At 50.2% G+C, this 14185-nt stretch carries 11 protein-coding genes and 1 pseudogene; all 12 read left to right on the top strand.

Features of this window, described 5'->3' with window-relative positions; genetic code table 11:
• Window positions 1-70: 70 nt before the first annotated feature.
• Window positions 71-913, top strand: a pseudogene (rsmH, locus tag HW443_RS05795) (16S rRNA (cytosine(1402)-N(4))-methyltransferase RsmH); the annotation flags it as partial.
• 6 nt (window positions 914-919) lie between these two features.
• Window positions 920-1444: a septum formation initiator family protein gene (locus HW443_RS05790; RefSeq protein ID WP_176225951.1), complete on the top strand. Its 525-nt coding sequence runs from the start codon at window positions 920-922 to the stop codon at window positions 1442-1444.
• A gap of 96 nt (window positions 1445-1540) precedes the next feature.
• Window positions 1541-3244 carry a peptidoglycan D,D-transpeptidase FtsI family protein gene (locus HW443_RS05785; protein WP_219857070.1) on the top strand — a complete coding sequence of 568 codons (1704 nt, stop codon included), beginning with the start codon at window positions 1541-1543 and terminating at the stop codon, window positions 3242-3244.
• Window positions 3245-3432: 188 nt separating this feature from the next.
• A complete protein-coding gene (locus HW443_RS05780; protein WP_176231531.1) occupies window positions 3433-4908 on the top strand; it encodes a UDP-N-acetylmuramoyl-L-alanyl-D-glutamate--2,6-diaminopimelate ligase in 1476 nt (491 codons plus the stop codon).
• Window positions 4905-6350 (top strand): UDP-N-acetylmuramoyl-tripeptide--D-alanyl-D-alanine ligase, encoded by a 1446-nt coding sequence (locus tag HW443_RS05775; protein WP_176235531.1) that lies wholly within the window; start codon window positions 4905-4907, stop codon window positions 6348-6350. Before HW443_RS05780 ends, HW443_RS05775 begins: the two co-directional genes overlap by 4 nt.
• 7 nt (window positions 6351-6357) lie before the next feature.
• On the top strand, window positions 6358-7344 hold the full coding sequence (gene mraY, locus HW443_RS05770; RefSeq protein ID WP_176231254.1) for a phospho-N-acetylmuramoyl-pentapeptide-transferase: 987 nt from the start codon (window positions 6358-6360) through the stop codon (window positions 7342-7344).
• Window positions 7345-7417: 73 nt separating this feature from the next.
• On the top strand, window positions 7418-8797 hold the full coding sequence (gene ftsW, locus HW443_RS05765) for a putative lipid II flippase FtsW (protein WP_176231255.1): 1380 nt from the start codon (window positions 7418-7420) through the stop codon (window positions 8795-8797).
• Window positions 8712-9821 (top strand): undecaprenyldiphospho-muramoylpentapeptide beta-N-acetylglucosaminyltransferase, encoded by a 1110-nt coding sequence (murG, locus tag HW443_RS05760; protein ID WP_176231256.1) that lies wholly within the window; start codon window positions 8712-8714, stop codon window positions 9819-9821. The genes ftsW and murG overlap by 86 nt, the downstream gene beginning before the upstream one ends.
• Window positions 9822-9911: 90 nt before the next feature.
• Window positions 9912-11384 carry a UDP-N-acetylmuramate--L-alanine ligase gene (gene murC / locus HW443_RS05755; protein WP_176231257.1) on the top strand — a complete coding sequence of 491 codons (1473 nt, stop codon included), beginning with the start codon at window positions 9912-9914 and terminating at the stop codon, window positions 11382-11384.
• Window positions 11366-12292 (top strand): UDP-N-acetylmuramate dehydrogenase, encoded by a 927-nt coding sequence (gene murB, locus HW443_RS05750; RefSeq protein WP_176235532.1) that lies wholly within the window; start codon window positions 11366-11368, stop codon window positions 12290-12292. The genes murC and murB overlap by 19 nt, the downstream gene beginning before the upstream one ends.
• Complete coding sequence (locus HW443_RS05745) at window positions 12273-13058, top strand: cell division protein FtsQ/DivIB (protein ID WP_176231259.1); 786 nt, start codon at window positions 12273-12275, stop codon at window positions 13056-13058. The genes murB and HW443_RS05745 overlap by 20 nt, the downstream gene beginning before the upstream one ends.
• Window positions 13059-13088: 30 nt before the next feature.
• A partial coding sequence (gene ftsA / locus HW443_RS05740; protein ID WP_176237977.1) for a cell division protein FtsA occupies window positions 13089-14185 on the top strand: 1097 nt, incomplete at its 3' end.

The raw sequence follows: 14185 nt of genomic DNA, 5'->3' as shown, positions 1-14185 counted from the left end.
GGTAGATCAGGTGCTCTTTTACCTGGATGCCAGGAAGGGAGACCTGATTGTTGATTAGACTGGCGGCAGCGGAGGCCACGCGCGGGCGATTTGGGAGGAGATCGTTCCGGGCGGCAGGCTAGTGGGGATAGACCGGGACCAGGTGGCCCTGGAAGCCGCCAGGGAGCAATTACAACAATATGAGGGCAACTTCGTCCTGGTCCAGGAGAACTTTAAAAACGTAGATTCTATCTTTACCAGGCTGGGCGTCGAAGCCGTGGATGGCTCCCTCTTCGACCTCGGTCTCTCCTCCCTCCAGATAGAAAGTCCTGGAAGGGGATTTAGCTATCTGAGGGAGGAGAGGCTAGATATGAGGATGGACCGCTCTACTCCTCTGACGGCCTATGATATTGTCAATGGCTATTCAGAGAACTCTCTGGCGGACATATTCCGAAAATACGGGGAAGAGCGATGGGCTAAAAGGATTGCTCACTTCATTGTTCAGGAGAGGGTCAGAGATCCTGTGGTTACTACCACAGACCTGGTGAAAATAGTAGAGCGAGCTATTCCGCGGAGCAAGCGAAGAAGAGGCCACCCGGCCAAACGCATCTTCCAGGCTCTGAGGATAGCGGTAAATGACGAACTGAATTCCCTGGAAGCCGGCCTGAGGGGATCTTTTGAGCATCTGCGGAAAGGAGGACGTCTGGTCGTTATCTCCTATCATTCCCTGGAGGATAGAATAGTCAAGCGCATTTTCAGGGAGTTAGCAGAGGAGTGTATCTGTCCCAAAGAGCTTCCCCAGTGTCAATGCGGGGGAGTGAAAAAGGCAAAGATTCTGACCAAAAAGCCTGTGACACCTTCCCTAGAAGAAAGGTCCAGGAATCCCAGAAGTTCCAGCGCCAGGTTAAGGGCTGTAGAAAAGATACAAGGGTGATGATGGATGGCTTCAGTAGCCCAAAAATTGAAGACCAAGAAGCGGAGAATTGAGGAGCCAGGGCTACGTCTGGTTAAAGGTGGTGTAGATAGAGAGACCCACAAGAAGCCAACCCGAGGTTATTTCTTTGGCATCTTTGTGCTCACCACGGTATATTTAGGCTTCCTGGCCTTAGCCCACGTAGCTCTCCAGGCTCAGATCATGGAGAATGGACTGCGTCTGAATTCTCTCAAAAATGAAATATCCAGGGTGCAGGATGAGAATACCCGACTGAGCCTGGAGCTGGCTGAGCTAAAATCGCCTCAGAGAATCATCACTATAGCTAAAGACAAGCTGGGAATGGTTATGCCCGATGAGGTAAAATACCTCTCTGTGGAAAATCAGGGTAAAGGCAAAATAGAGGAGGTCAAGGAGAAGCCTTTTGTGGAAGCAGTCCTGGGTTTTGAGGAGCAAAAGGGATTGACCCTGGGTACCATAGACTCCCTTGTGATTAGCAATATTAGAATGACTCTCTTTCTCTTTTCCCCATGAGCTCTGTCCCACCTCTTGTTGCAAACTTGACTCCGTGAAATAGGAGACTGGAACAAAGAAAAAAAAGAAGAGAGTCGAGCGATGAGGAAAAAGCAGATGGAGAAAAGTAGAGCAAGAATTCTTGCCCTACTTTTCCTTTTCATAGCCGGCTTTGTCGTGGTTATCTATAGATTGGTTTTTATCCAGGTTATCTCAGCCCAGAGCTTTAAGGATCTGGCCCAGACTCAGTATCTCAATAGTTACTCCTTTCTGGCCGAGAGAGGTACCATCTTTGACCGAGATGGCAATCAGTTAGCTGTGAGTACTCAGGAAGTAACCATATTTGCTAATCCCTTTTTTGTTAAGGATCCCGGGTCGGTGGCGGAAGAATTATCGGCTATTCTGGACAAAGATAAGGAGGAGCTCAAAAAGAAGTTGACTCAACCGGATACTGGATTTGTCTTTCTGGCTCGCAAGGTTTCACCAGAACTGGCCCAAAGAGTCCAGGAGCTGGATATGGATGGCGTATTATTTACGAAGGAAAGCAAAAGATTCTACCCCCATGCTCAGCTTGCTGCCCAGACCTTGGGCTTTGTAGGGGTGGATAATGAGGGACTGAGTGGTCTGGAGTTCCAGTATGAAAATGTCCTTCATGGAAAAGACGGAGTAGTGGTAGCTGAAAGGGATTCCCATGGAGGGCTTATCCCGGGGACCTATACGACCAGGGAACATCCCGTCAATGGTGGTGATATCTACCTCACTCTGGACAAGAACATCCAGTTTTTCTCTGATCAGAAGCTGAAAGAGGTAGTGGAGGCGTATCGAGCCAAAAGGGGCACAGTCATCGTGATACGCCCGCATAGCGGAGAGATACTGGCTATGAGCAGTTATCCCACTTTCGATCTGAATAAGTTTTATGACGTCTCCCAAGACATGATGAGAAATCTGGCTACTTCTTTGGTCTACGAACCGGGATCTACTTTTAAGTCCGTAATCATAGCCGCTGCCCTGGAAGAGGGTTTGGTGGGTCCCCGGCAATATTTTCATCTTCCTCCTACTATTAAAGTGGCGGATGAAGTTATCAAGGAGCCCCATCGCAACCAGGAAATAGACTATACAGTAACCCAGATTCTGGCCCACTCCGCTAATGTAGGAGCTGTTCTGGTGGCGAGAGTGCTGGAGGATCAGCAGCTTTATAATTATCTGAGGAAGTTCGGCTTGGGGGAGAGGACAGGCATAGATTTGCCCGGCGAGGAGAGGGGCATTTTGCCTGAAGTGAAGAATTGGTCCAGGTCGACTAAAGCAACCATTTCCTTTGGTCAGGGAATATCCGTCACCCCTCTGCAACTTTTGATGGCCCACACCGTATTTGCTAATGGGGGCATTCTGATAAGGCCCTATCTAGTCGATCGCATTGTTTACCCGGATGGTCGGATCTCCAGGCCTGGAGAGGGAAAACAAGGAGTCAGGGTGGTCTCTGAAGATACAGCCCGGCAGATTACAGTCATGCTGAGGGAAGCAGTAAAAAATGGGACCGGAACCAGAGCTGAAATTGCTGGATATGAGGTAGTTGGAAAGACAGGGACGGCCCAGAAAGTTGATTCCGACGGGTTGGGTTATGATGAGGACAGAAGCATCGTCTCCTTTGTCGGTTTTGCTCCGGCCAGCAATCCTCAGGCAGCCATAGTGGTAGTTATAGATGAACCCTCTTCTTCTGCTGGAGATGTTTGGGGAGGTACTGTCTCAGCCCCTCTTTTCAAGGAGATCATGGAATTTACCCTTCGACACCTGAGGCTGCCACCAAAGAGTGAGGATCTCTGAAAAAGCAAGATCTTAGGGCAATTTAGAAGGTTTCCTTTGACTATATCTCAACCGCGCCTGGAAAAGGAAGAGGGTATCTGAGAGATCTCTAACCGCTTGGTTGATATGTTGGACAATGAAAATAAGCGTATCACCTATGCTAGAATGGTCTTATTGAAGCTGAAGAAATTGGCTTTTGAGGCAGAGAGATGAGGCTGGACGGACTGATCAAAGACTTGATAATTACCAAAATCGAGGGTCCTACAACTGTAGATATCTCCGGTATTTCCTTCAGCTCCCAGGAGGTGTTACCGGGCCATCTTTTTGTGGCCATCAGGGGTTTCCGACAGGACGGCCATAGCTTTGTGCCGGAAGCTGTATCCAAAGGGGCAAGGGCTGTCCTGGTACAGAGCTGGCAGGAAGGACTTAAGGAAATTACCCAGATAGCTGTGCCAGATACCAGACGGGCCTTGGCCCGGGTGTCATGCCAGTTTTACGACCATCCTTCGCATAGAGTAAGAGTGGTGGGCATCACTGGTACCAACGGCAAGACCACTAGTTCCTTTCTCTCCGAGGCTGTGCTGCGATCCGGTGGTTATAGGACTGCTCTCTTTGGCACGGTGACCTACCGCATTGATGATGTGGAATTTCCGGGATCAAGGACAACCCCGGAATCCCTGACTCTTAACCAATTTCTGGACCATATGTCCACAAGAGGAGTAGATTTCTGCGTGATGGAGGTCTCCTCCCATGCCATAGCGCTTCGGCGGGTGGATTTCCTCTCTTTCGAGACCGTGGTTTTTACTAATCTGAGCCAGGACCATCTTGACTTTCATGGTACTATGGAGCACTATTTCGCGGTCAAAAGATCGCTTTTTGTGGACAAAGATGGCCAATTTTTCACCGCCAGGAACGCGGTGATCAACATAGATGATGAACACGGTCGTCAGCTTGTCCGCGACACCCATCTCCCAACTCTTACCTTCTCTTTTGAGCATGCTGCAGACATAAGGGCCAGGCAGGCAGTCATCACAGAAAAGGGAACCTGCTTTGTTCTAAATATCGGCGGAGAGGAAATAGAGATAAAAACTTCCTTGAGTGGAGCTTTTAATATCTACAATATTCTGGCCGCTGCGGGAGCAGGTCATTGGGCAGGCATTTCCTTGGACAGGATAAAAGCGGGGATTGAGTCAGTGACCGAGATTCCGGGACGGTTCCAGCGCATTGATCTGGGTCAAAGATTTACGGTTGTAGTGGACTATGCTCACACTCCTCACGGGCTGGAGAATGCCATCCGGGCTGCTCGAAGGATAACTCAGGGCCGCCTGATCACTGTTTTTGGATGCGGCGGAGATCGGGATAGGGGAAAGCGATCTCTTATGGGCTCGGCATCCGGTGAACTTTCCGATTTTACCATTATTACCTCTGATAATCCCCGATCCGAGGGCCCTCTTAAGATCATCGAAGAGATAGAAAAGGGCATTAGGGCTACCCCAGGTCGGGACAGGTACCTGGTGGTTGAAGATCGGGAGGAGGCTATCAGAAGGGCTATAGGTATGGCCAGAGCGGGGGATTTTGTCCTGATTGCCGGCAAGGGACATGAAAGGGTGCAGGAGTTTGCTGGCTATGAGATTGAGTTTGACGACCGGGAGGTGGCCCAAAGAGTTCTGGCCGAAAGCCTATGATTCCTATCAAGTTGGAAGATCTGGCCCGGATAACAGAAGGAAGAGTATTAAGGGGAGATCTCTCACAGCTCATCCTTAGCATTTCTACGGATTCCAGAACCTTGCAGCCAGGGGATCTTTACGTTTCCCTCCGGGGAGAGCGGTTTGACGGACACGATTTTATCTGGGAGGCCGTATCCAGAGGCGCGATGGGGTTTTTGACCTCCCGCTCTTATGCTGAGTTGTCCAGCGGACAGAAGGGGGTGCCCGGGGATGAGTCTGCTGCGCAGAGCAACATCAGCAGTACCAGGAGTCAAAAGGGTGATCTGGCTATTATCCAGGTGAGGGATTGTCTGGCAGCTCTTCAGGCTCTGGCCCGGGAGGTAAGGAATCGATCCAGCTACCGGACTATAGGCCTTACGGGGAGTACTGGCAAAACCTCTACCAAGGATTTTCTCAAATCGATTCTGGCTAAAAGGTTCAAGGTTTGGGCTACCCCCAAAAGCTACAATAACGAAGTGGGGCTGCCTCTGACTATTCTGGGTGCTGATTCTCAGGACGAGATCCTTATAGCGGAGCTGGGCATGAGAGGGGAGGGACAGATCGCCCAACTGTGTGAGATTCTCAGACCAGATATGGGCATAGTGACCAGGATTGGGCCAGTGCATCTGGAGACTCTGGGTTCGGAGGACAGGATAGCCAGAGCCGAGGGGGAGCTGGTAGAGGCCATACCGGAAACAGGTCTGGTGGTTCTTAATCGGGATGACCGCTGGTTCCCCTCTATGGCGGACAAGGCCAGGGGCCGGGTAGTCAGTTATGGAATGGATTCCGAGGCGGAAGTGCGAGCTACGGATATAAAGCTGGATGCAGAGGCCAGGCCCAGTTTCCAACTGGTAAGTGGAGATAGAAGGACGCTAGTGAAGCTACAGGTTATGGGAGAGCATAATGTGGCCAATGCCCTGGCGGCTGCCGCTCTGGCGGATGAGCTGGGTGTTTCCATGGAGGAGATAAAGGGGGGGTTGCAGGGGGCACAGCTCTCGGATATGAGGATGGAGATGGTCAGGGTAGATGGTATCCGGATTATCAATGATGCCTATAATGCCAACCCCATGTCCATGAAGGCAGCTCTGAAGACTCTTAGCCATATGGGCAAGAGGGCCAGGACCATTGCTTTGCTGGGCGATATGCTGGAGTTGGGAGAGAAAACGGTCTACTACCACCGGGAGATAGGGCGAGAGGTAGTGGAGCAGAAGATAGATTTTCTGATTGCTATGGGGGAGCTGTCTAAATATATCTATGAAGCCGCTCTGGAAGCCGGGCTGGAGCAAAAGCGGGCTTTGCTGGTGGACAGTCTGGAAGATGCCGCAAAGGAGATAAAAAAGATATTGAGCTCAGGAGATGTGCTTCTAATTAAGGCCTCTCGAGCTATAGGGCTGGAGCGAGTTCTAGAAAGGATCGCCTAACGAAATTATGGGAGGCATACTATTTTCAGCTCTGGTAGCCGGAGCGCTCTCACTCTTTCTATCCCCTCTGTGGATAAAATACCAGACCCGGAGGAGAATGGGGCAGAAGATAAGAATAGATGGCCCCAAAACTCATATGGTCAAGTCCGGGACTCCGACCATGGGAGGGGTGGTAGTGATCATCGCCTCTTCCACTGCCTTCCTTCTCTTTGGTCATTATTCCAAAGAAGCTCTTGTGGCTCTCTTTGCCTATACCCTTTGTGGGCTGGTGGGGCTGGGAGATGATATTATCTCCATTCGTAGAGAGAGGGCTCTAGGCCTGAGAGCAAGAACCAAACTCATCTCCCAGTTGGTCATTTCAGTCATCTTCGGGTATCTGGCTGTGGAAGTTCTGGGTCTTTCTACGGCCATCTCCGTACCTCTTACTAATCTCTCCCTTGATCTGGGTTTTCTGTACTACCCTTTTATTTTTCTGGTACTTGCTGCTACCACCAATGCTCTTAATCTGACCGACGGTCTGGACGGACTGGCTGCTGGAAGTACCGCTCTAATTATGGGTATCTTTATGATCATAGCTTTCCAGCAGTGGAGACACATGGAGGTAAGCTATGCTCAGGATATAGCTATTCTCAGTGCTGCTGTGGTGGGGGCCAGTACTGGCTTTCTATGGTTTAATTCCGCTCCAGCCAACATCTTCATGGGTGATACGGGTTCCCTTTCCCTGGGCGGTATTATTGCGGTTACGGCCATACTTCTAAAGATCGAACTCCTTCTGCCCATCATAGGAGGGCTGCTGGTGTTGGAGGCAGCTTCAGTGATCATTCAGGTGGTTTCTTATAAGCTGTTTAAGAAGCGAGTTTTTAAGATGGCGCCTCTCCATCATCATTTTGAACTATTAGATTGGCCGGAGTTTAAGGTCATCATACGGTTCTGGATGATTTGCGTCGTTTTTGTGGCCATAGGCTATGTCATCTTTTTTATGGAGCTGATCTGAGAAATGGCTGAGCCGGAGATAGAAGAAAGAGGAGATCTCTTCAAGAAGGCGGTCCGAACCCGAGGTAAAGCAGATGGATAGGCCAGGGCGAGCGCCAAGAGCATACTATTTTCTTCTGGGATTGACCATTGTGATGTTTATCTTCGGCACGGTCATGGTATCCGGTGCCAGCACTGTCGTGGCCAGCAGCTTATCCGGAGACACTTTTTATTTGATCAAGAGGCAACTGGCTCACGGAGTCATCGGAGTGATAGCGCTGATTCTGTTCTCCAGTTTTTTCTACCAGAGATATCAGTTCTTTTCCTATTTTATGATCCTTGCCTGCATAGGTCTTCTTTCTCTTACTTTGATTCCCGGTGCCGGAATAAGAGCGGGGGGAGCTCAGCGCTGGCTGGATCTGGGACTTATAACTATCCAACCCTCAGAGATAGCCAAGCTATTTATGGTGATCTTTGCGGCCGATATTCTGGTTAAGAAGGAACGTCATATTGGCGAGCTTAAACATGTTCTTGTCCCCATTATTCTGGCTGCTGTGCTGGTCTCTCTTTTGGTTTTTCTTCAGCCCAATTTGGGAGCCGTGGTGGTCATGTGGATCTCTCTCTTTGCCATTTTTTTTGTAGTAGGTGTTAAGGTGAGACATTTACTAGCCATAGCCGGACTCTGGAGCATGGGTGTAGCCTCTTACATAGTGTCTGCAGATTACAGGTTGCAGAGAATTTTAGCTTTTCTAGATAAGACGGGCGATATTTCTGGCTCTGGGTTCCAGCTCCAGCAATCCCTGATTGCTCTGGGATCAGGTCACCTTACCGGTCTCGGGCTTGGCCTGAGCCGACAAAAGTTTGGCTACCTGCCGGCAGCCCATACCGATTTCATATTTGCCATTGTGGGAGAGGAGTTGGGCCTGGTGGGTACAGCAGGTCTGGTTATTGGCTTTCTAATTTTTGTTTATCTGGGTATACAGATAAGCCTGAAAGCCAGAGACCTCTTTGGTCGGCTTCTGGCCGTAGGCCTTACCGCCTCCATCGCCAGCCAGGCCCTGATCAACATCGGAGCTACCACGGGTCTAGCCCCCGTTACCGGCATTCCCCTTCCCTTGATCAGTTTTGGTGGTTCCTCTCTGGTAGTGACCATGGCCAGTATTGGCATACTTCTAAATATTGCCCGGAAGGGCACCACTGCGCCACTAAGGGAAGTTTCCGGCCAGCGCCGGGGTCAGAGTAAGACAATTGTAGCTATAGAACGTCCCGGGGCCAGGAGGAAAAAGTATCTTTCTTCCAGGAGGAGAGGGTCTTCTTTCAAGGAGACAGGGCTTTCTTCCCGGAGGACGGGACCTTCTTCCAGGAAGACAGTCTATGGAGTAAATTCCCATGAAGATTCTCATAGCCAGCGGAGGAACCGGAGGGCATCTCTATCCAGCTCTGGCTCTGGCCGACGCTCTGAAAGAAAAAGATGATCACGCTCAGGTAGTTCTCGTTGGCTCTGAGCAAGGGATGGAGGCCAGGATAGTTCCCCCCCGGGGCTTTCCTCTGCGCCTGCTTAAGGTCAGATCTTTCTCCAGTCGTCCCTCTCTGAGATGGTTCTTTTCCGGTTTCCTGCTCATGGTTGCTCTTATAAAATCTGGTCTCATAATTCGGCAGGAGAAACCGGATCTGGTTATGGGCTTTGGAGGATACGTCTCAGCCCCGGTCCTTCTTTGCGCTTTGCTGGAGAGAAAAAGGACAGCCATCCACGAGCAAAATGTAGTTCCTGGCCGGACCAACCAAATTCTCGCCCCCTTTGTGGATCTGGTGTGTCTCAGCTTTGAGGAGTCCAGATCCTACTTCAGGAAGGCCAGGAAAATGGTCTGTACAGGCAATCCGGTGCGCTTCAGAGAGAAAAGTCCAGATCGTGACCAGGCCCGGACAGAACTGGGACTTGACCGGAGGCGGTTCACGGTGGGCGTTATGGGGGGAAGCCAGGGAGCACGATCCATTAATGCAGCCGCACTAAAGGTCTATGAGAGGTTAAGAGATAGATCCGATTTGCAGATGCTTCATATCACTGGAAGAGGCCATTTTGCTGAGGTGGAAAATGAACTAGATATAATTAAAGAGAGAAAGGGCGGTGCTCTTTACCACATCTTTCCTTATATGGAGGAGATGAATCTCTTCTACCAGGCCTGCGATGTGGTAGTAGCAAGATCAGGAGCCACCACCGTGGCTGAGATTTCTTTTTTTGGACTTCCCTCTATCCTCATACCCTATCCTTATGCCACTCAGGACCATCAAAGGTTGAATGCGGAAGTTTTGGCCAACAAAGGAGCAGCTCTGGTGATTCTGGATAAAGATCTGAAAGGGGAGATACTGGCCCAGAAGATCAGAGAGCTGATGGAGGGCCGAGGAGGGTATGAGGAGATGCAGAAAAGAGCCAGGGAGATGGGAGCAGGGAACGCTGGGGAGCGGATGGTGGAGGCGTTGCTGGAGCTAACATTTCAATGATAATTGAAGCTATGATTCACCTTCATTGACCAGGTATTTTGTCTTGCTCAGGTTGGATGACCAAAAATTCCCACCGATATTGGGACGATCATGCCGACTGGATCATTTGGCAGCTCTTCCTGCATCCTCTATAATAAGGTCAAAAATAAGGTCAAAATATCTGGTGTGGACGTGGGAAGAGAATTGGACCACTTTAACTCTGCTTACTTTATAGGAATAGGCGGCGCCGGTATGAGTGCCCTGGCTCGTATCCTGGTGGATATGAAAGTCAGGGTAGCGGGGTCGGATCTGAAAGCTTCTCGCAACACGGCCAGACTGGAACAGTTTGGGGCGAAGATATTCATAGGTCATCAAGCCCAAAATCTGGACGATGTTGATATTGTGATTATCTCCTCAGCCATTCCGCCCCATAATCCGGAGCTCCTGGCTGCTCGGGGAAGGGGAATTCCGGTCATCAAACGGGCCGAGCTCCTGGCCTGGATTCTCAACCGGGCCTTTGGCATAGCGGTAGCCGGAACTCATGGTAAGACTACCACTACTTCCATGATCTCCCTGATCGCCGAATTTTGTGATCTGAAACCCACCATTCTGATTGGTGGAGAGCTCAATGAGATAGGCAGCAATGCCAAGAGGGGTAGCGGAGAGATAGTTGTGGCTGAGGTAGACGAAAGCGATGGCACCCTGATCCATATGAGGCCCAAAATTGCGGTCATTACTAACATAGACGAGGACCATCTGGATCATTTTCGGAATATCGAAGAAATCAGGGAACTTTTCAGAAGATATATTGTCTCTCTTCCGGATGACGGGCTGGTAGTAGCCTGCGGTGACTGCCCAACGCTTGGTTCTTTAGTAAGAGAAGTGGGTAGAAGATGTATCACCTATGGTCTTCAAGATGGCAATAGGGTAAGGGCGGAGGACATCGTTCTCTTTGAGTTCGGCAGCAAGTTTAGAGTGACCCTGGATGGACAGGACATCTGCCAGATCACCCTGAATGTACCAGGAGTACATAATATCTATAACGCCCTGGCTACCCTCAGTGTAGCGAACCACTTGCAGTTGCCCCTGGAGCGGGTCTCGGCCATTCTGGCTAATTTCTGTGGGGCTCAGAGGAGGTTTGAGCTGAAGGGCAAGGCTAATGGAATCATGGTGGTGGATGATTATGCTCATCATCCTACCGAGATCAGAGCCACTCTGGCAGCTGCCCGTACCGGAGCCTTCAAGAGGGTAGTCAGTGTTTTTCAGCCCCACCGGTATTCCAGAACTAAGAAGTTGGCCAACTCTTTCGGCCAGTCTTTTGGTGACTCTGATCTTACCATCATTACCGATGTTTATGGAGCCGGGGAAGATCCTGTTCCTGGTGTGAGTGGAAAGACCATTCTGGATTCTCTCCTCTCCTTCTCTCCCCGGGCCCAGGTAGCCTATCTTCCCAGAACCAGAACCATCGTCGACTATCTCCTGGAAAGCGTAGAGGATGGAGATCTGATTCTGACCATGGGCGCTGGTGATATCTGGACCGTGGCTGAGGATCTGGTCAGGCGGCTATGCTCTCTCCCGGACTGAAACTTCAAATAAGACAAGAGCTGATTGCGGCCCAAATAGATGCCTTTATGGAGAACGAACTTCTGGCGGGACATACCTCCCTCGGAGTAGGAGGACCAGCCGATTTTGTGGTAATCGTCAGGTCCCAGGAAGAACTTCTTTCTCTTCTGGAGATAGGTAAAACCTTTGGCGTGAGGCCCTTCGTTCTCGGTTGCGGAACCAATCTCCTTTTTAGCAGCAGGGGTTACCGCGGCCTGGTTATGAAGCTAGGAGGTCATTTCAACAGGATAACGATCAGGGGCAGTCTGGTTGCCGCTGGGGCAGGAGCCAGTTTGCCCAGGCTGGCCCGGATGGCCAGTGCGAGAAGTTTGACCGGACTCTCTTTTGCCGCAGGCATTCCCGGCACTGTGGGGGGAGCCATCAAGAACAATGCCGGAGCTTTCGGGAGGGAGATGGCCCAGGTAGTACAGGAGGTGGAGATCTGTTCCCTGAAGGGAGAAATGCGAACTTTCTCGGCCAAGGACCTCCACTTTGGCTACCGTTTTTGTCGTTTGCCCATGAAGGGGATCATCTGTAAGGCCATTTTGAAGTTGGAAAGGGGAGAGAAGGAAGACATCCTGAGGGAGATGGAGGAGTACAGGAGGATAAGACGAGAAAAGCAGCCTGTAGGAAGGAGGACGGCCGGGAGTGTTTTCCGCAATCCCCATCAGGGTTCGGCAGCCCGATACATCGAACAGGCTGGATGCAAAGGTCTTGCTATTGGCGGAGCCAGGATATCTCCCCAGCACGCTAATTTCATTGAGAATTTTGCCAATGCCACTTCCGATGATATTGAAATTCTAATAGAGGAGGTCCAGAAGAAAGTCCGAGAGATCCACGGTTTGGATCTGGATCTGGAGATGGAAATCGTTGCCTGTAAAAAGGATTGAAAGGAAGATTGCTGAAAGAAGAAAGAAGAAAAGAAGAGAGAGACTTGTCAGGACCATAACCTATATTTCCCTTTTGGCCCTGATTGTCCTTTCTGCAGCAGCCCTGTTCCGGTTTCTCAATTCGCCCTTTTTCCATATCCGGGACGTGGTATTTTATGGTAACCAGCACTACAGTGACCAGGAGTTGAGAAGAATCTCCGGCCCCTTTGAGGACAAGAACATTTTACTTTTTGATCTGAACGATATCAGAAAACCCCTTTTGAAACTGCCCTGGATCAAAGAAGTGGGGGCAGAAAAAGCCAGAGGAATGATCATCAAGGTATACATCAGGGAGAGGGTTCCTCTGGCGGTTCTTAGGGGAGAGAATTACTATTATCTTCTGGATGAAAGTAGGAGAGTTCTAGAAGTCTCTAGTACCGAGATAGATGCGGATCTTCTTGCTATCCGGAGCGATGAGGAGCCAGGTTATGAGCCAGGGGACGTAGTAGTCTCCAAGGGAGTTAAGGACTGTCTGGAGGTGTGGCAGGCTCTGGACAATGAGCTAAAGAAAGAGATAGGATTTGCCGAAATTAGGTCTAACAGCTTCTTCTATGTGACCAGGGAAGGAATTAAAATTAAGTTCGGGGACGCCCGAGATCTTACTGAGAAGACCAGAGTCCTCCTGGCCCTGTTGAAAGAAATCAAGGATCAAGGTCAAGATGTGGAGTACATAGATGTCAGTGTGTACGACTACCCGGTGGTGAAGCCAAAGGGGGAAGAGGGTTAAAAAGGCAACAGCGGAGTGGGCTAGAGTTGCATGAAGCAAGATTTGGTCGCCGGAGTTGATCTGGGAACAACTAAAGTTTGTGCGCTCATTGGTCAGGTAGGACCTGAGGATGAGGTGGAGATTCTGGGGGTAGGATTAGCTCCGTCTCACGGCCTGAGGAAGGGGATAGTAGTAGATATCTCCAAATCGGCGGAGTCCATTATCGAGGCGGTAGAAAAAGCTGAGAAGATGTCGGGCTTTTCTATCAACTCTGTCTATGTAGGAGTGACCGGAGGCCATATTTCTTCTAGAGTTAATCACAGTATCGTTTCCATCTCACCACCTCGATATGAAATCACCGAGCAGGACCGGGGGAGGGCTATCTCCATATGCTCCAAAGTAGATCTTCCTGACGATCAGGAGGTTATACATACTGTTCCCCGGGCTTATGTAGTCGATGGACAGAGAGGGATTCTTAATCCGGTAGGGATGTCGGCTACCAGGCTGGAGGTAGAGACTAATATTATTACCGGCTCTGTAACCGCTCTGAAGAATGTAATCAAATCTTTCACTACCGCCGGTATTGAAGTTACGGACCTGGTGCTGGAGAGCCTGGCCTCCTCCTACGCCGTCTTGACCGAAAGTGAAAAGAGTGGGGCCATCCTTTTGGATATGGGAGGAGGAACTACAGATGTAGCTATTTTTAGAAACTACGCCCTTTTAGATACCTTCTGCCTTCCGGTGGGGGGCAACCATATTACCAACGATATTTCCATTGGCCTTCGCATCCCGCTGGAGGAGGCCGAGAGGGTCAAGATAGAGCATGGAAGAGTAGACAAAGAAGACATAGATCCGGCTGACTTTTTTGAGATCAAAGACAACTGGGGAGAGAGCAAGGCAGTGCTTACTTCCTTTTTGGCGGGAATTATCGAAATTAGAGTGAGGGAGATCTTAAATCTGATTAAAAGGGAAATCGAGAGAGAGGGCCCCCTCGATTTTTTGCCCCGTGTAGTAGTTACCGGAGGGTCCTCGCTTCTGAGGGGAGTTGTGGAGCTATCGGGCGAGGTTTTCGACATGCCCTCCAGAATAGGGGTGCCCCTGCGGGTGAGCGGGCTGGTTGACAGAGTAACTCAGCCCATATATGCTAC

The organism is Candidatus Hakubella thermalkaliphila (assembly GCF_013281975.1).
Classification (GTDB): domain Bacteria; phylum Actinomycetota; class Humimicrobiia; order Hakubellales; family Hakubellaceae; genus Hakubella; species Hakubella thermalkaliphila.
Note: the sequence above shows the minus strand (reverse complement) of the source record. Positions and strands in the feature narration are given on the sequence as shown.